General features: G+C 53.5%; 16 protein-coding genes. 12 read left to right on the top strand and 4 right to left on the bottom strand.

What is annotated here, in order from left to right; all coding sequences use genetic code 11:
• Nucleotides 1–122 precede the first annotated feature (122 nt).
• On the top strand, nt 123–1784 hold the full coding sequence (locus tag G5229_RS16340; protein ID WP_216952011.1) for a hypothetical protein: 1662 nt from the start codon (nt 123–125) through the stop codon (nt 1782–1784).
• A gap of 152 nt (nt 1785–1936) precedes the next feature.
• Here the strand turns inward: G5229_RS16340 and G5229_RS16335 are convergent, their stop codons facing one another.
• Nucleotides 1937–2350: a CBS domain-containing protein gene (locus tag G5229_RS16335; RefSeq protein WP_227341361.1), complete on the bottom strand. Its 414-nt coding sequence runs from the start codon at nt 2348–2350 to the stop codon at nt 1937–1939.
• A gap of 154 nt (nt 2351–2504) precedes the next feature.
• Between G5229_RS16335 and G5229_RS16330 the strand changes: the two genes are divergently transcribed.
• The 6 genes from G5229_RS16330 to G5229_RS16305 all read left to right on the top strand — a co-directional run bounded on the left by G5229_RS16330 (nt 2505) and on the right by G5229_RS16305 (nt 9317).
• Nucleotides 2505–4415 (top strand): ABC transporter ATP-binding protein, encoded by a 1911-nt coding sequence (locus G5229_RS16330; protein WP_421209663.1) that lies wholly within the window; start codon nt 2505–2507, stop codon nt 4413–4415.
• Entirely contained in the window at nt 4408–4869 is a 462-nt protein-coding gene (locus G5229_RS16325) for a DUF2390 domain-containing protein (RefSeq protein ID WP_005343337.1), read from the top strand. Before G5229_RS16330 ends, G5229_RS16325 begins: the two co-directional genes overlap by 8 nt.
• Complete coding sequence (locus tag G5229_RS16320; protein WP_236351583.1) at nt 4863–5717, top strand: 23S rRNA (adenine(2030)-N(6))-methyltransferase RlmJ; 855 nt, start codon at nt 4863–4865, stop codon at nt 5715–5717. The genes G5229_RS16325 and G5229_RS16320 overlap by 7 nt, the downstream gene beginning before the upstream one ends.
• A gap of 752 nt (nt 5718–6469) precedes the next feature.
• The gene (locus tag G5229_RS16315) at nt 6470–7438 is read left to right on the top strand and encodes a hypothetical protein (RefSeq protein ID WP_421209661.1); all 969 of its coding nucleotides are present in this window, start codon (nt 6470–6472) and stop codon (nt 7436–7438) included.
• A gap of 160 nt (nt 7439–7598) precedes the next feature.
• Nucleotides 7599–8843 (top strand): hypothetical protein, encoded by a 1245-nt coding sequence (locus tag G5229_RS16310; protein WP_021229526.1) that lies wholly within the window; start codon nt 7599–7601, stop codon nt 8841–8843.
• Between the two features lie 60 nt (nt 8844–8903).
• Nucleotides 8904–9317 (top strand): hypothetical protein, encoded by a 414-nt coding sequence (locus tag G5229_RS16305; RefSeq protein WP_021229527.1) that lies wholly within the window; start codon nt 8904–8906, stop codon nt 9315–9317.
• Nucleotides 9318–9457: 140 nt separating this feature from the next.
• On the opposite strand, the gene G5229_RS16300 is transcribed toward G5229_RS16305, so the two are convergent.
• On the bottom strand, nt 9458–9664 hold the full coding sequence (locus G5229_RS16300; RefSeq protein WP_043821654.1) for a hypothetical protein: 207 nt from the start codon (nt 9662–9664) through the stop codon (nt 9458–9460).
• 191 nt (nt 9665–9855) lie between these two features.
• Between G5229_RS16300 and G5229_RS16295 the strand changes: the two genes are divergently transcribed.
• Both G5229_RS16295 and G5229_RS16290 read left to right on the top strand, forming a co-directional pair.
• Nucleotides 9856–10221 carry a DUF2061 domain-containing protein gene (locus tag G5229_RS16295; protein WP_042084552.1) on the top strand — a complete coding sequence of 122 codons (366 nt, stop codon included), beginning with the start codon at nt 9856–9858 and terminating at the stop codon, nt 10219–10221.
• 187 nt (nt 10222–10408) lie between these two features.
• Nucleotides 10409–11005, top strand: coding sequence for an MliC family protein (locus G5229_RS16290; RefSeq protein WP_421209658.1), 597 nt, complete (start codon nt 10409–10411; stop codon nt 11003–11005).
• 39 nt (nt 11006–11044) lie between these two features.
• Here G5229_RS16290 and G5229_RS16285 read toward each other — a convergent pair whose 3' ends face one another.
• Nucleotides 11045–12220, bottom strand: a complete 1176-nt coding sequence (locus G5229_RS16285) for an aspartyl protease family protein (protein WP_421209656.1) — start codon at nt 12218–12220, stop codon at nt 11045–11047.
• A gap of 474 nt (nt 12221–12694) precedes the next feature.
• On the opposite strand from G5229_RS16285, the gene G5229_RS16280 reads away from it, so the two are divergent.
• The 3 genes from G5229_RS16280 (at nt 12695) to G5229_RS16270 (ending at nt 16987) form a co-directional block, all read left to right on the top strand.
• Entirely contained in the window at nt 12695–14620 is a 1926-nt protein-coding gene (locus tag G5229_RS16280; protein ID WP_421209655.1) for an ATP-dependent nuclease, read from the top strand.
• A complete protein-coding gene (locus G5229_RS16275; RefSeq protein ID WP_421209653.1) occupies nt 14617–16305 on the top strand; it encodes a UvrD-helicase domain-containing protein in 1689 nt (562 codons plus the stop codon). The genes G5229_RS16280 and G5229_RS16275 overlap by 4 nt, the downstream gene beginning before the upstream one ends.
• A 196-nt stretch (nt 16306–16501) precedes the next feature.
• The gene (locus G5229_RS16270; protein WP_421209651.1) at nt 16502–16987 is read left to right on the top strand and encodes a GNAT family N-acetyltransferase; all 486 of its coding nucleotides are present in this window, start codon (nt 16502–16504) and stop codon (nt 16985–16987) included.
• Between the two features lie 123 nt (nt 16988–17110).
• Here G5229_RS16270 and eno read toward each other — a convergent pair whose 3' ends face one another.
• Nucleotides 17111–18412 carry a phosphopyruvate hydratase gene (eno, locus tag G5229_RS16265; RefSeq protein WP_005335583.1) on the bottom strand — a complete coding sequence of 434 codons (1302 nt, stop codon included), beginning with the start codon at nt 18410–18412 and terminating at the stop codon, nt 17111–17113.
• Nucleotides 18413–18492 lie beyond the last annotated feature (80 nt).

Below are 18492 nucleotides of genomic sequence, written 5' to 3'. Positions count from 1 at the left end.
CCTATAGTGCCCTCTCCCTTCCCGCGCTGACTACTGTCACTTTTCCTCCCTCCGCAGAGTTGTCGCTATGTTCCTCTTGGGTCTACTCTGATCTACTCGTGGAGTATTGAAAGGACGCGTGCATGACGATACTGCTGCTCGAAGAGGATCCCCTGCTCCGTAGCGCCATCACCAGAGAACTGACCGAACAGGGTATTCCTGCTGAACGGATCCACCACCACAGCCATCCGGGTCAGGAACGCAGCGGTCTGCTCACCCTGCTGCAACAACAGCCATTCGATGCCATTGTCTGCCAGCAAAATAGAAAACTGGGCCATGACGGCGCCCGCCTGCTGCATGAGGCACACTACCTCGGCCTGCTGCAACCCGCCTGCGTCCTGTTGTTGCTGGATGCGGACCAGAACGAGCAGGATTTTCTCCCCTCGGACCTCTACTTCTCCCTCCATCTGCCACTCCCCTTCATGGCAGGAGAGCTCACGACTGTGCTCAAGCAGTTGGCACAACTGAGCAAAATGACCCACACCCTCGCCCCTCCGGCCCTGCTGCGGGAGTGGAAACTGGCGACCGCACTCTGTGAAGACCTGCTCTATCAACGGGACAACCGCCCCCTTGCCCCCTGGCTGGATCGGTTCAAGGGCTACCTGCTGCTGCAATCCAGCGAACAGCTCACTGCCGCTCAGCATTATGCCCTCTGCGCCAACGAGTATCGGGCAAGCTGGCCAAGGGTCGGACTGTTTTACGCCATGTTGGGATTGGGCAAACTGCAGAGTGCCGAAACTGACTTGCAGCGTCATCAGGCCATATTGCCGACCGCCACCCGACTGGAGCTGCAACTCGCCAGCCAGCTGCACCAACATCAGTGGCAGGCAGCCTGGGAGACCATGGTGCAGCTGCAGCAAGTCCGCCCTCATCAACCACGCTGGCATCAGCTGGCCATGATTCTGGGACTGTTACAGCAAGACGAGAGGAAGGTACTGGAACAAGCCAGCACCCTGAATCTTCACTATTTCAGTGAGCTGCGCGTCCGGTTGGCCATCGACCACTTCATGATCAATGCCATGCTGGCGGTACTGTGGCATGCACCGTCCAGCAACCGGATCCGCTCCCTGAAACAGGAGTGGACCCACCTGCAGCGAACAGTGAACCTGCCTCCCCAGGAGTACGAGCTGCTGCAAGCACTGATGCAGGGACTGGATTACTGCTTCGACGAGGCGTTGATCCTGATCGCCCACCATCAACCCAACCAGGCGAGCGAGAACCATCTCACCCTGTTGTTGGGCTTTGCCGTCTGTCAGTTTTGTGGCCTGCCCCATCATGCCCAGCGTTATCTCGCCCAACTGGCACACTACCGTGACCGTGTCGCGCCCCACCCACTGACCCGTAAACTGTTTCACCATCTGCTAACGGAACTGGGCCAACGGTTGACGACGCGGGAGCAGCGCCTGACCAGCTTGCGCCAGACCCGCCATCAGGGGATACAAAAAGGTGATTATCAACTGGCTCTGCAGGCCGGCTTGCAGTTGCTGGAGGAGTTCCCTGCCCTGCCCGGCGATGCCTGGCAATTGCTGGAACTGCTGCAACACAGCTGGCCGACGGGCATGGCTGCCCCTAAGGTAGCGCTGCTGGTCGATACCCTGGAGCGGCGCCTCAAGCACAGCCCTGCGTTTCTGGATCAACATGCCCAGCAGTACCAGCGTACTCTGCAGGAGATCCGCACCCACTTGCAGCCGCACCTCTCCGGCAGTGGCCCATCCAGCCTGGCCAAGGGGCCCCCGGAGTCATGATGAAGCAGCAGGGGGTGCACTTACCTGCGCCACCAGCCACCACATAGAGAGAGGGGAGCCTTGGCTCCCCTCTATTCATTTCGTGTACCCTTATGGCCCTCAAGGACGGGCACAAGCAGCTACGGTGACAGATGACTGTTATGTACCCGGGCTCAGCCCAGTGCATCACTCTCCAGCGCCGCCTTGAGAAAATCTTTCCAGCTGATAATGCCGACCAGGGCGCCATTCTCCAGTACCGGCAGGCAGGAGACCCCCTTCTCCAACATCAGCTTGACGCCGTCGCGCACGGTGAGATGGGGAGCGATGGTGACGAGCTGACGACTCATGATCTGGTGGGCCCGCTTGTTGAGGGTTTCGGTATCGCGGCTCATCTCGGCTTCGGAGTCGAGATAGGGGCTGATGGCGCGGAACAGATCCCGATCCGAGATGACCCCTACCAGCTCCTCCTCTTCCAGCACCAGCAGGTGGCGAAAGTGTGCCTGCTCGAAGATATCCCTGATGACTCGGAGTCGATCATCCATTGAAACGGTGGCGACCCGGGTCGTCATAATATCCCTGATATGCATGCTAACCTCCCGTAACCAAACTGGTTTCTCTGTTATGGCATGTTTTTGCAGCGCCAGCCAGTGGCCAGCCCTTCGCTACAGTGCAAATCAGCGTCATTTCACGTAAGATCCGCGCCAGTTTTTCTCCTCCATTTTGAGCAAGCAGATCCCACCCATGATAGTTGCCAGTCAAATCGAACTGATCCGCGGCGGCCGCAAGCTGCTGGACAACGCCTCCGCCACCATTCACCCCGGCCACAAAGTGGGTCTGGTGGGCAAAAACGGCTGTGGCAAGTCCACCTTTTTTGCACTGGTACGGGGCGAGCTGGCCATCGACAGCGGCACCTTCAGCCTGCCCGCCGGTTGGCAGATTGCAGGCGTCGCGCAGGAGACCCCAGCGCTGGACTGCTCCGCCCTCGACTACGTGATCGACGGCGACAAGGAGTTCCGCTCGCTGGAAGCCCAGCTGGTGCAAGCCGAGCAGGATGACAATGGCCTGTTGGTAGCCGAGCTGCACGGTCGCCTCGATACCATAGGCGCCTACAGCATTCGCGCCCGCGCCGCCGAACTGCTGCACGGCCTCGGTTTCAGCGACGAGCAGCTCAGCTCGCCGGTGCGCAGCTTCTCCGGTGGCTGGCGCATGCGTCTGAACCTCGCTCAGGCGCTGCTCTGCCGCTCCGATCTGCTGCTGCTCGATGAACCGACCAACCACCTGGATCTCGATGCGGTAATCTGGCTGGAGAAGTGGCTCAAGGGCTATCAGGGCACGCTGGTGCTCATCTCTCACGACCGCGATTTCCTCGATTCTGTCATCAGCCGCATCATCCATATCGAGAACGGCAAGCTCAACGAATACACCGGCGGCTACTCCGACTTCGAACTGCAGCGCGCCGAACATCTGGCCCAGCAGCAGTCGATGTACGAGAAGCAGCAGCGGGAGATGTCCCACATGCAGGCGTATGTGGACCGCTTCCGCTACAAGGCTTCCAAGGCCCGTCAGGCCCAGAGCCGCCTGAAAGCCATGGAGCGGATGGAGAAGCTCCTGCCCGCACACGCCGATTCCGAATTCAGCTTCGAGTTTCGCGAGCCGTCGGCCCTGCCGACCCCGCTCATCGCCATGGAGAACCTCTCTGCCGGTTACGGTGACAAGGTGATCCTCGAGAAGATCAAACTCAATCTGGTACCGGGTTCACGCATCGGTCTGCTCGGTCGCAACGGCGCCGGTAAATCGACCTTTATCAAGATGCTGTCGGGCTCCAACCCGCCGCTCTCCGGCAAGCTCGAAGTGAGCGCCGGGGTGAGCATCGGTTACTTCGCCCAGCATCAGCTGGAGACCCTGCGTCTCGACGATTCCCCGCTCGATCATCTGGCCCGCCTCGCGCCGGACAAGACCGAGCAGGAGCTGCGCAACTATCTGGGCAGCTTCGGTTTTCACGGTGACAAGGCGCTCGACAAGGTGGCCCCCTTCTCCGGCGGTGAAAAAGCGCGGCTGGTGCTGGCGCTGATCACCTGGCAAAAGCCGAACCTGCTGCTGCTGGATGAACCGACCAACCACCTGGATCTGGAGATGCGCCACGCCCTGACCATGGCGCTGCAAGGCTTCGAAGGGGCCATGGTAGTGGTCTCCCACGACCGCCACCTGCTGCGCACCACCACAGATGACTTCTATCTGGTGCACGGTGGCCGGGTCGAGCCGTTCGACGGCGATCTGGACGATTACCACAAGTGGCTCGGCGAGCAGGAGAAAGAGGCCAACGCCAAACCGGCGGATGGCCCCGTCTCGGCCAACTCGGCGGTGGCGCGCAAGGATCAGAAGCGGCGCGAGGCGGAGTTCCGCCAGCAAACCCGTCCCCTGCGCCAGAAGCTGGAAAAGCTCGAAGCGAGCATGGAGAAGCTGCAGGGCAAGCTTGGCGACATCGAGAGCCAACTGGCCGACCCCGCTATCTACGAAGAGAGCGCCAAGAACAAGCTCTCCGAACTGCTCAAATCCCAGGGCCCCCTCAAGGAGCAGCTGGAAGAGGTGGAGCTGGAGTGGATGAGCCTCTCCGAAGAGCTGGAAACCATGGAGCAAGCCTTCTTTGCGTGACGAACAGCTGATGGCCAGCGAGCGGGTCGCGGTCCACGAATTGCCGACGCCGATCGGCTTCTGGCACTGGAGCGGCAAGGTCTATGGTGAGCGCAGCCAGGATTGGCTCACCGTGCAGGAGCAGGGGGGCAACGTCAATCTGGCACTGCTGCTGCACCGGCTCGATCAACTCGGCATCGTGGTCGATCTCACCGACCTGCAACCGGCGCTGGTACAAACCGAGGCGGTGCTGACCCCGTGGCGCGCCCTGCGCCAGAGCGCCAAGACGCGACTCGACGAGCAGCAATATCAGTCGATGCTGGCCCACGAGCTGGAGCTGGAGCGGCTGCAACAGGGCGTCCTGTTGCAGACCCTGCGCAGCCTCTCCCTGTTTCGCGGCAACAGCCGCAATTTGTTGAACTATCTATCGTTACTGGGTGCCCAGCAGGGCCCCCTCAGAGATCTAATATGCTGAGCTACCGCCACGCCTTTCACGCCGGCAACCATGCCGACGTGCTGAAACACGCCGTTCAGGCCCTGATCATCGAGTCCCTCAAGAAGAAGGAGAAACCCTTCATCGTGCTGGACACCCATGCCGGTGGCGGTCTCTACGACCTGCGCGGCGACTGGTCCCAGAAGAAGGCCGAGTATGCCGACGGCATCGGCCGCCTGTGGGACGAGCGGGCCCAGTGGTCTGCCATGGCCCCCTATCTGGGTGTTATCGAGGAGATGAACCAGAACGGCGAGCTGCACTACTACCCCGGCTCACCGGAGCTCTCCCGCCGCCTCACCCGCGAGCAGGACAAGCTGGCGCTGATGGAGCTGCACAACAACGAGGTCGAAGATCTGCGCGCCAACATGGGTTATGACCCTCGCGTCGCCGTGCACCACCGCGACGGCTTCGAGGGGCTGATCGCCCTGCTGCCACCGACCCCGCGCCGCGGGCTGGTGCTGATCGACCCGCCCTATGAGCTCAAGGAAGATTACTTCGCCGTGGTCGACACCCTGAAAAAGGCGCAGAAACGCTGGGCGACCGGCATCTACGCCCTCTGGTATCCCATCCTCGGGCAGGAAGCGGACAAATCCCGCGACATGCTGCGCGCCATCAAGCGCGAGAACTTCGGCAACGTCCTGGTGGCCGAGCTGGAAGTGGCCGGCCAGACTGCCGACTGGGGCATGAACGGCTCAGGTATGCTGATCATCAGCCCGCCCTGGATGCTGGACGAGCAGATTGAAGCCTTCCTCAAACCGCTGTGCGCCAAGCTGGCGCAGGGTGCAGGCGCCCAGTACAAGGTCGAGTGGCTCAACAAGGCCGCAGAGTAGGCCCGCTCCGGCGCCCGGCCAACGCGCCAGCAAGTCGCTCACCCAAGCCGTTCACAGTGGCGGCATGGCCAGCAAAAAGAAGCCCCGTTCCGGGGCTTCTTGTTTTTTACCTGCCAGTGCTTTTACCCACCGACACTTTACCCGCCAACACTTTTTATCCAGCAACACAGTGGTCGCACTTTCCACTCGCAGCGCCAACCGGTCGCGATTTATTAATTGCTTGATCTGGCTCAGAAAATCCCCGCATCGCCCTTTCCCTTGGCCAAGGGGCCGGTACTATAGCCAATTGGCAACACGAGCCTCGTCGGAGTCACCCCATGAGCCATGCCAGCCACACCCCATTGGTTAAACGCAGCAGACTGGAGGCTGAAATTCAGGGGCGGTAGCCATGCCGGATGGAATGGATAAGCGAACGTTGCCCACGACTGCCCAGTCAACATGGTGACAGCCTTATGCTGATTTCTGACCCGCTCACGCAGGCGTGCTTTGGCGGTGCTTGCCAAGAGTGCGCTAAGCACTGATTTTTCACACAGTAGTAACGGTGGCGCAAAAAGAGGAAGTCAAGCGAATACGCCCAGCACGAGAAGAAAGCTGATAACGTTATGATTTAATGATAATTTTTACTTGGCGGCTGTGAAAATGTTACGGAGTTATATGGAATGCTCTGCTAACGGATTAATGCCGCCTTCCATCTAATCACTGTTAGGTTTCAAGTCAGCGATAGCTGTCTATTTTATTGTTTAGAGGATTAAATGTCGTTAGTTTCAAGAAGAGTTCGAAATAAAATGGCTAAGGTACAACAAAGACTAAAGTTTGGAGTTGTGCCAAAAACAGTACAATTAAGAACCAAGATATATAAAAGTCTGAGTTCAAGTGAGGAAAGCCAGAAAATCTTGTCTCACTTATCCTTTGGCTTTGAAAAAGACTTATACCAAGCAGCACTCAACAATCTAAGTGATAAGGGTAACCCTCTTAGGTTCAACAACTTTGCTTATACAATGAGAGAAATTATTACTCTCATTTTATCAAGGTACTCTTCGGACGAAGATATTCTGAAATGCTGTTGGTATAGAAATGAAACAAATACTGACAATGGCGTAACTAGAGCCCAAAGAGCAAAGTATGCAATACAAGGGGGTTTTAGTGATGAAAGAGTATTTGAATTACTTGAATTAGATGAAGAAGACCGAAATTATGTACAAAAGAAATTAAAAACTTTTACCAAATTATTTCGTGAACTTAATGAGCATACTCATTTGCGAGAAAAACGTTTCAATATTGGTGACTCCAAATGTGAAGAGTTAGCTCTAGCAGTAATGCGTATAGTCAACGATATTTTGGTGTTAGTAGAAGAAATGAGAAGTCAAATCATCTCACATGTTGAATCTGAGGTTGACTCTACAATCGTGGAGGAGTTCATTTCAAACAAGTTTGACGAAATTGACATATTATCGACTCATTCTGTAGTTGATTACAGTGAACTTGAGTCATTCCATGTATCTAAAATATCCAGTGAGCACATATGGATAGTTGGTGTTGGTATTGCTCACTGTGAATTGCAATGGGGATCAAATTCGGACTTGAAAAATGATATAGGTGCAACTTCGAGTGAAAGCTATCCATATGACTTTACATTGCAGGCACCGTTATCGAATTTAAGAGATCTCCAGTTAATTCCAGAAGGTTTAAAGCTTGATACCTCATCTTGGTGGGGTGAATAAAAACCTAACAAACGCTTCAAGAGGGACAGCCAACGCGCGGCATTTTTACCATGCGTTGGTTTTTGTGGTTACGATGTTATGCGGAAAGTGAATCGTAGCGTTGGCTGCCCCTTAAGCGGGCGTTATATTTTTCATGCAACAAAGAGGGTAAAGCGATCACATGGACGCATTGTTTAAAAAACTAGATAGCTTAGATTTAAGTAAAAGTGAGCTTTGTATGTCAGGGAGGTTAACTAGGGCTTTCCTTGAAAGATCCCCTTTCATCACTGAGGAACTATTACCGAGTATAAAAAAATCTTGTGACAGTGATGCATTCAGATCGAAAGTTATGAGACTGTATGCAAGAAAATATGAGTTAGAAAAAAAGAGCCATTCTAACAAAATCCAGGACCTAGGTGAATCAGAGCGTGCTATTAGGTTTTATAAGCCGATGATTGATAGGGTTGAAGAAAAGCTTAAAATAACAACTTTCAATGATTTATTGGATTCCATTGAAAAAGAATACTCTGAATTCTCTGGAATTTCAGAAGTCTACAATAACGAATACAAATTTATCCATGGTGAAGAAGACCCTGTATATATAGAAGATAATTATCATTTATTAGTGGTGTGTGAACTGATATATAATAATTACAAGAGTATTAAAAGTCGTTCTGAAATGTTTGATATGAAATATTCATACCATCTTTATGATGAGTATAAGAATATTGATGTTGATTTGGATGAAGCAGATAGTCAGTTTTCAAAATACAAATTGTTAAGTCTCAACGATAACATTGAAATACACAATGATAAAGATAGTCAAACTATCCGTGATAAAAGAATTGATAAGTATTTTTGGATCCCTTTACCAAAGAAACTACTTTCTTCAATTGAGTGTTTGATAGATAAAAATTTGTTATCCAACATCTCGTTCAGAATTGATTATATTTCTGAATGCATTCCAATGATGGAAGAGATGGAATATGGTTCCATTCTAAGAATTGATGTATCAGACTTACCAGAGGTTTCGAAGTTTTACACAATCGATAATTATGACAACAACTTATGGGTGCGCCATGATATTGAAAAACAAAGTTTAACATTTGAAGAGACAATGGAAGACTTTGAGGTTGTCAATCAGGACGTTGTTACTCAGGTTATCCATTTGGAATACTTCGTTTTAGATGATGAATACTTTATTAAACACTTAGATCATGAATTTATACTTTATACATTGGACGAATATTCTGAAAGACTTTCAAATCCTGATAAGAAAGGGTATAAGAAAATAAAATCTTTCAAAATTGATAACGCTAAGATCCCGTTTGGGTTCAAGAAAGATGAAGAGTATTTTCTATACCAAGTGCTGGATGCCTATTTAGAAAACAAAGAATTAATCTCAGAGTATTTTTCAAAAATATAACAATCTGTTTAAGAGGGCGTTAGGCCGTAATCGGCATTGGTCCGAGGAAGGGGTTTAAGTTTGAGCATTGAATTCTTGGAAAGTGATTTCGACAAGGTGAGCTACCTCGTAAACTTGTTGACTTCGAGGGCGACAGGTTTGGCTGCGGATTCGCGCGAGTTCGAAACCTTGCGTCACGAACTATTGAGCAAGCCGAACCTTGCGCCTCTGCTTCCTCAATGGTTAAAGCAGCATCGAAGCCTTGATACGTTCTGGGGGTTTATCAAGCAAAAATTCGGAACGTATGCCGAACGAAGAACTTACATCTCGGAACAGTTTACGCCAATTCTTGATGCTCTTGAGTTTGGGCAGCCGATTCAACAACCGATTCAGGCCAGCAATTCGGAGAATGTATCTAAGCGAAGTGTTGTGGCGAGAAATAAACAAATCTGGGATAACAAATCTGGGACACCCACCTTTTTGAGCAAGGCGTAGCATAGCCCGAACCCAAAAGATGGGTGTCCAAGGTCTTCTGCTCACCGAGTTCAAAAGCAAAAGCCCCATCACGGGGCTTTTGCTTTTGGGGCGGCCGGTGTGTGCGGCAGCCTGAACCTGTGCGTCAACCGCAGCGCGCCCTATGAGCGGGCGGGCAGATCCTGTTTGAGCGCAACCAGCAACAGGGCCAGCAGGCCAAAGGGCGGAAACAGACAGAGCAGGGAGCAGATAAGGGTGATCAGCGCCGGATGCTCGCTCTTACGGCGCGCCAGTCGCCAGGCGATGAGGCCGACGATGACCATCAGCAGCGCAATGAACTGGCCAAGCAGGGTGGCATTGATATTCATGAAAGATCCTTTTTCATGGGCAAGTGTGAAGAACCTGTACTCTATCGCCTTGGCTGCGATTGGCAACCGCTGAAGCGCACCGGCCACTCGCCCGTTGATAGGTTCTCTCTATTCTGGCAATAGATGAGAATAGTTTTCATTTAATATCATTTCGGCGGATACTCTCATCATCAACAGAGGGAGCCGCCATCATGAAAAAGACCATCAGCTTTGCCATCCTGCACTTCGGTGTCGCCTTTACCGTGGCCTACCTGCTGACCGGTGAGCTGCTGACCGCCAGCCTGATCGCCCTGATCGAGCCTGCCGTCAACACGGTCGCCTTCTACTTTCATGACCTTGGCTGGCACAAGCTCAAACCAAATCACAGCCTGCAGGCCAAGACCAGCAGCTTCGCGGTGGTCCACTTCTCGGTGGCCTTCGGGGTGGCCTTCCTGCTGAGCGGCGAGCTGCTCACCGGCGGCGTGATGGCGATGATCGAACCGGCCATCAATACCGTGGTGTTCTTCTTCCACGAGCGGCTGTGGCGCGCCCGCAGTCAGCAACTGGCGCTGGCCTGATCAACCGGGCAACCCGCCTCCCCCTTTATCGCGGCCACAAAAAACCCGACATTCCGGCGAGGAGTGTCGGGTTTTTCCGTTTGGCAACCATTCAGCAGAGCAAAATGCGCTCGGCTCCCCTGCTGCATTGCCCTGTAGAGTGTGCTGTAGTAAGCAGATATGCACTCCTCATTGCTGGAACCTATCGATGAACAAGACCTTGCTTGCCACCCTGTTGTTTGCCCCTCTGCTGGCCAGCGCCGCAACCCCCTCCTTTGACTGCACCAAAGCCTCCGGGTCGGTCGAAACCCTGATCTGCAAGGATGCCGGACTGGCCGCCCTTGATAACGAACTGGCGGCCCTCTACCCCAAGGCGCTTGCTGCGCTCTCTCCCGAACAGCTCAAGACAGAGCGCGCCATGCAGCGCGGCTGGATCAAGGGTCGCAACGACTGCTGGAAGGGGCAAGATCTGCGCCAGTGTGTGGAGGATAACTACCTGCTGCGGATCACCGAACTGCAGATCAGCGGCGGCCAGCTGATGGTGCCGGCTCCGGTCAACTACCAGTGCGGCAAGAACGTCACTCTCTCCACCTACTTCTATAACGATGCCAAGCTGCCCGCCGCGGTGATCAACCTGAGCGAGGGCGACAAGCAGCAACAAGTGCTCGCCTATGAAGCCCCCAGCGCCAGCGGCGCCCGTTATGAAGGGCAAAACCTCACCTTCTTCACCCAGGGGGACGACGCCACGCTGGAGCGTTACGGCCAGCCCACCCTCACCTGCATGGAAAATCCAACCAAGGGCTGAGGCTCATAGGGGCGGCTCATGTTGCCGCCCCCACCTTGACTAGATGGCGATATCCAGCGGTTTTCCTTCCCGCACAATTCGCAACTTAAGCGACCCCGGCTTGCTGGTGCTGAGCAGTTCACGCACCTTGTCGATCTCGAGGGGACGATAAGCCACCCCGTTGATCTGTTCCAGAATGTCGCCGTTGGCCAGACCATAGGGGGCCAGATCCCGTTCGTCGCTGTAGTAGACCTGCAGATGCTCGCCATCAAAGCGCACCCCGATATTGCGCAGGACTGGCGGCACTTTGCGCGCCAGGCTATCGGCGTCGTAGCAGAGCATCATCCGCCCGGGCATGATCGCAAAGCGATTGAAGCGGTTAACAAAATCCAGCCCCAGACCATACTGCTCATTGCTGTTTTCCGACACGCGCAGCTCACCGAGCTGGCGCTCATCAAAGTGCAGGCCGGTGAGGATATGTTCACGCCCCTCCACCATACCGCTGGCGTCCACCCCTTTGCGTGGCATCGCATCTTCGCCAGAGATCGCCTTCTGGCTCGCCATAAAGTCGATAAAGGCATGATCGGCATAGCTCTGATCGGCCCCGGTATCCAGATACATGCGCACGCTGCTCTCACCGTGGGTCAGATACACTGCCGGGGAACGGTTGTAGCTGTCTTCATAGCCGATGCAACGCTCGAACGTGGCTGCCGACGGTGCCGTCAGCAAAGCCGTGAGCTGATGCCTGTCGCGATCAAACACCCAGTTGAAACGGCGGATGGTGTCGATCCCGAGGATGCCATCGACACGGCTGCCGAGAGACTGGGAGAAAAGATCGAAATCAACGGTTGCCCACAGATCGCTGTCATCAATGGTGACCGACCCCACCAAGAAGGGCTGCGGCTCAACAAAGCCAAGCTGCTCGCTGCCCAGTTGGCTCGAAACGCTGCTCACAGTGGCAAAATCAGCCTGATAGGCCCTGGGCAATTCGCTTAAGGTCAGCGCCTTGAAGCGACTGGCCAGACGACGATCGATAAAGGTGATACTGGCCCCGGTATCCAGCAAAAACTGGTACTGCTCACCAGCGATGGTGACGGGGATCAGGGGCGCACTTTCGTAATGCACGGTCAGCACCGGGCCGGGTGCATTGCGTTTGGCGGATGAATCCGGGGCTGTGCAGCCTTGGACGACGAACAGGGCCAACATGGCCAGCGCCACTTTGAACTGCGACTTCATAACTCTCCTTCCCGATAGCAGATGCCCCCGCAACGCCACCGCATAATGCTATCTTGTTGATTTATAGATAAATAAGCTATTTCAGCGGGGGAGGTGGACAATAACAAAGAGTTTTATGCTGGTTCAAGCCAGATATGACCATGAATATTCTATGGAGATTGTTCAAGAATGGTTGTTCACGCTATCTCGGCGCGTCATCAATCGCGGGTGACATTTGATTAATTTATTGATCTTGCACAGAAAATCTCAATGTTGAGCTTTCTCTCCACAGCGCCATGGTTAATATTGCCATTTGGCAACACTTGCCTCGTCGGAGTCTCCCATGAGCCATGCCAACCTCACCCCGTTGGTTACAAAACAGCAGACTGGAGGCTGTCTTGTCTGATGGAACGGGTAAGCAAGTAGTGCCGTGCAATGGGTCACTCAAAACGGTGGCAGTCCCAATTCTATTCGTTCTAAGACAGAGCATACGCAATGAAACTTCAAGTCCTCCGTCTGTCGAGCTTCCAATCTTTCGGGACCACACCCACCGAAATTCCATTGGAGGAGATTACTTACCTCATTGGGCCTAATGGCTCCGGCAAAACAGCTGCACTGCAGGCCTTGTGTCGGTTGTTTGCCTTTGATCCATCACAGCGTCGAATACTGCGCTCAGACTTTCATGTCCCGCTGAACGAAGAAATACCTCCGCCAGAGCGCCAGTTATGGATCGAGGCCGACTTTGTATTCCCTGAACTAAAAGATGACGGGGAAAACAGCACGGTTGCACCTCATTTCGGTCATATGCGCCTCGACGAGATCGATGGCACACCCCGCGTTCGTTTTCGCCTTAACGCGACAATGGGGTTGGATGGGGATATAGAGGAAAACATGGTCTATGTGTTGGATATCAATCCAGATGGCTCACCACTTACCACCACCCAAGTACCTCGAGCTGAACGTAACCATATCCATATCCACTACCTTCCCGCCCGCCGTGATCCCGCCGATCACATTGCCTATGGTGCGAATGCATTACTGGGGCGAATGCTGCGTGCGGTGAACTGGGATACAGAACGAACGGTCATTAAGGGACTGACCGACCAAATCAGTGACAGCTTGGCAGACAATCCATCAATCAATGCGTTCAGCGCAAGTTTGAGAAAGACATGGGGCGCTTTACACAAAGGCAGCTTCTTTACCGACCCCAAGCTAACTTTTGCTGCGTCCGAGATCGAAGCCTTGTTGCGGCACATGTCGGTGTCTTTCACTCCTGGCCATGGGGATCAGTTGGTCGATTTCTCACGACTTAGCGACGGCCAGAAGTCGATGCTGTATCTGTCACTGGTACACTCTTCACAGGCGATTGGCCGTGCTGTACTGGCGGCTGAAGATACTTCATTCGATCCAGACAAGCTGCGCCCACCAGTCTTTACGGTGGTCGCTCTCGAAGAGCCAGAAAACAGTCTCTCGCCACACTACCTTGGGCGGATCGTCAATGCCCTCAATGGAATGACCGGACAAGGTGACGCACAAGCGCTCATCGCCACCCACGCACCATCCATGCTGAGGCGCGTTGCTCCGGAACGTATCCGTTATCTGAGGTTGACCGAAGAGCGAACATCACGAGTCACATGTATTCAACTACCGGAACGGGAGGAGGATGCACACAAATTCGTGCGCGAAGCAGTCCAAGCATTTCCCGAAATCTATTTCTCGCTGCTTGTCGTTCTTGGAGAGGGTGATAGTGAAGAAATCGTATTACCGCGGCTACTTAAAGCGAAGGGAGCTCCTGTTGATGAATCTGCAGTTTCAATAGCCCCGTTGGGTGGACGTCACGTCAATCATTTTTGGCGCCTACTTTCCACGCTGCAAATTCCATATTTGACATTATTAGACCTCGATATATCTCGCTATTCTGCTGGTTGGGGGCGAATCAAGTACGTGAATGATCAACTCCTTAAGTTTGAATCAGCAAAAATACTTCCTGCCGCTTGGACTCTGCCGAAATGGGATACAGCCGATACTCCAGTCCGAACACATCACTATTTTGATGGAGGGACGAAAGACGTATTTCTTGAGCTGGAAAGTCGAGGTGTATTTTTCTCGGCTCCAATGGATCTCGATTTCGCCATGTTACTTGCTTACCCAGATGCGTATGGCGTAGTTAAGGAAGACCCAGAGGCATCCACGATCAAAGCTGTTTTGGGTAAAAGTCACCACGATGCAAGCCAGTACAGCGAAGATGAGCAGAAGCTATTTAACACCTACCATCAGCGCTTCAAGCTTGGTAGCAAACCCGCAGCCCATATTGATGCATTGGCTCAGCTGACTGATGCAGAGCTACTGACAAACATGCCCGCATCCCTGAGCAGATTGGCAGATGCCGTCATCACCAAACTCGCGGATCTACCGGAATGATAACAGTCGAGACTTGGGAACCTGCAGATGGGCTGACACTTGAGCCCAACGCCCTGATTGCAGCCAAGGAGCAAACACGCAGCCTTGCTCTTACCGCTGGCCCAGGCGCAGGAAAGACCGAAATGCTTGCACAGCGGGCAGATTTCCTATTGCGCACAGGTACCTGCCGCTATCCCAAACGGATTCTGGCCATTTCGTTCAAGGTCGATGCCAGCAGTAACTTGAAAGAACGGGTCAAGCGACGCTGTGGTTCAGAACTTGCTGCGCGGTTTGACAGCTATACCTTTCACGCATTCGCCAAGCGCATCATCGATCGTTTCCGTCCTGTGCTAACTGGTGAGTATGCGTTGGATGCCGGATACCAAATTGCAGATCGGAAACTTGGCCCATCACGAACGTTGATCACGTTTTCCGATCTGGTGCCGTGGGCAATTGAGATTCTAAGAAAGTCACCTGTCGCGAGATATGCCATCCGTCAGACCTACAGCGATGTCTTCCTCGACGAATTCCAGGACTGTACAAACCGTCAATACGAACTCCTCAAGCTCGCGTTTCAAGGTACGAACATTCGCTTGACCGCCGTAGGCGACACCAAGCAAAAAATCATGGGCTGGGCAGGCGCTTTGGAAGGCATCTTTCAGGACTTCGTTGCTGATTTTGCAGCAACTCCACTCAATATGTACCGAAACTTCCGCTCTCAACCACGTTTGCTGCGCTTGCAGAACGAGATCATTCGCAAGCTGGATCCAGCTTCTGTCATGCCTGATGAGCAACTTGCAGGCGACGAAGGGGAGGTATTCGCGTGGCGCTTTGAAAACAGTCGTCAAGAAGCAGACTACCTTGCAGATTTGATTGCAGACTGGATAAACACAGAACAGCTGCCACCAGCAGAAATTGCGGTCCTGATTCGTAATCAGCTTGACCTGTACGCTGATCACCTTATGACGGAACTGGAGGCTCGTAGCATCCCCTTCCGCAACGAGCAGCAGATGCAAGACATCACCGTCGAGCCTGCAGCACGTTTGATAGTGGACTATCTTTCCTGCCTCTATGGTCAGCGCGAGCCCAAATCATGGATTCGGCTCATGAACCAGCTAATCCCGTTTGCAGATGACGAGACTCCGTCGAATGCGCGCAAAGACCTTGATCGGCTGATCAAGCAGCAACGAAAAGAAATAGCCCTTAACGAGCTGGTTGCCCCCCCTTTCTCTGGCTGGTGGGTGTTTGTTCAAATATTTCTGAAGCAAATCAGTGTTGAAACACTAATGTCGCTTTCCCCTGATTACGAGTCTCGTGACCGGCTAAGCGAAGTAATCCGCGATACCAAGATGAAGATTGAAGAATTGCTAACGCTGGAACCTGACTTGCCCCAAGCCCTTAAGCGTTTCTCAGACGATCAAGCAGTACGAATACTGACCATCCATAAGAGCAAGGGCCTTGAGTTTGATTCGGTCATCATCATGGCCGTCGAAAACGAAACATTCTTTTTCAAGAACGAATCGGAACAGAAAGAAAACCTATGTGCCTATTTCGTTGGGGTTTCACGTGCCAAAAAACGCCTAGTCCTTACTCATGCGAATCAACGAGAGCGTCCAGCTGGACATACGAAGCGCTGGGATGTGAATCGTACGCCTCAAACTGAATACTTCAGCTACGCCGCACCGTTTCTGACGCAAAGGCAATGAGCAGAACTGAATTGTGACGCCTAAAAAAGATTAGGGTGCTCATCTTTCTGAGTCCATAAATTCGATTAGCAAAGCATAATAGGCGTTCGCAATACGAATATGTCTTGATTGTGCCAGTTGCCTTTAGATACCGACGTTCAGATGGCCTCTTTATTCACCTGTGGCTTTGCTGGCGTAACTCATCCCAAGGAGATTTATGAAGCCCGACTTAACCGGCATACGGATTGTGCTGCGCACCATTGGCCCGCAGGATGCCGCCGATCTGTTCGAGATTTATGGCAATCCGCTGACCATGGAGTTTGCCTCTGATCCCTGCTTTACCTCTCCCGCCATGGTGGCGCAGATGATGGCGAGCGTAGTTCGGCTGGAACAAACGGGTGAGTCGCTGGAGTGGGCGATTGTCGAGCGGAAGGGCAACAAGGTGATCGGCACCTGCGGCCTGCACAGTTTCAGCGAGGCGGGTCACCGCTGCGAGGTGGGCTGCCTACTCAATGCGGCCTATTGGCGCAGAGGGTTTATGTCGGAGGCGCTGGGATTGCTGTTCGCCCACGCTAGCACACTGGGAGTCACCTGCCTCACCGCAGATATCGATGCAGATAATGTCCGCTCTATCGCCCTGTTTGAAAAACTGGGCTTCAAGGCGCATGCAGGGCGCTATCAGCGCACGCCCCCCTTTGTCTGACCCGAGACCAGAGCCACAACGCCCTCGCCTCTCAGGCCGTTGTGGCAAGGATCAGGCATAAAAAAACCGGAACCCAAGGGTTCCGGTTTTTTTCATTCCAGTCGAAGCTGGCAAACCAGCAAATTAAGCCTGGTTTTTAACTTCTTTCAGACCGCGGAAAGGAGCTTTGGCACCCAGAGCTTCTTCGATACGGATCAGCTGGTTGTACTTGGCAACACGGTCAGAACGGCTCATGGAACCGGTCTTGATCTGGCCAGCAGCGGTACCAACAGCCAGGTCAGCGATGGTCGCGTCTTCGGTCTCACCGGAGCGGTGGGAGATGACGGCAGTGTAGCCAGCGTCTTTGGCCATCTTGATGGCAGCCAGAGTTTCGGTCAGGGAACCGATCTGGTTGAACTTGATCAGGATGGAGTTGGCGATGCCGTTGTCGATACCGCGCTTCAGGATCTTGGTGTTGGTTACGAACAGGTCGTCACCCACGATCTGGATTTTCTTGCCCAGTTCAGCAGTCTGGTAGGCGAAGCCTTCCCAGTCAGATTCGTCCAGGCCATCTTCGATGGAGACGATCGGGAACTTGGTGGTCAGGTCAGCCAGGAAGTCGGAGAAACCGTTGGAGGTGAAGACACGACCTTCGCCTTTCAGGTTGTACTCTTTCTTCTCTGCGTCGTAGAACTCGGAAGCAGCGCAGTCCATAGCCAGGGTGATGTCGGTGCCCAGTTTGTAACCGGCAGCGGCAACGGCTTCAGCGATAACTTCCAGCGCTTCGGCGTTGGATTTCAGGTTCGGAGCGAAACCACCTTCGTCACCAACTGCAGTGTTGTAGCCCTTGGACTTCAGCACTTTGGCCAGGTTGTGGAACACTTCTGCGCCCATGCGAACGGCTTCTTTCAGGGTCTTGGCGCCAACCGGCTGGATCATGAACTCCTGGATGTCGACGTTGTTGTCGGCGTGCTCACCACCGTTGATGATGTTCATCATCGGCAGCGGCATGGAGTAAACACCCGGGGTGCCGTTCAGCTCGGCGATGTGGGCGTACAGCGGCATGCCTTTGGCAGCAGCGGCAGCTTTGGCGTTAGCCAGGGAAACAGCCAGGATGGCGTTGGCGCCGAACTTGGATTTGTTCTCGGTACCGTCGAGGTCGATCATGATCTGGTCAACGGTGGCCTGGTCCTTGGCATCTTTACCCAGCAGAGCTTGAGCGATCGGGCCGTTTACGGCTTCGATGGCTTTCAGCACGCCTTTACCCAGGAAACGGCTCTTGTCGCCGTCACGCAGTTCCAGCGCTTCGCGGGAACCGGTGGACGCGCCAGACGGAGCGGCTGCCATACCAACAAAACCACCTTCCAGGTGAACTTCGGCCTCAACGGTCGGGTTACCACGGGAGTCGATGATTTCACGACCGATCACTTTAACGATCTTGGACATGTGTATTTCCTCAGGTTTCGTAAAAAAACAACAAAAATATGCCAAAAAAAGCGGCTGTGGCACAGTGCCCCAACCGCATT

Origin of the sequence: Aeromonas sp. 602396 (assembly GCF_049173735.1) — a bacterium.
In the GTDB taxonomy this organism is placed as follows: Bacteria; Pseudomonadota; Gammaproteobacteria; order Enterobacterales; family Aeromonadaceae; genus Aeromonas; species Aeromonas veronii_A.
Note: the sequence above shows the minus strand (reverse complement) of the source record. Positions and strands in the feature narration are given on the sequence as shown.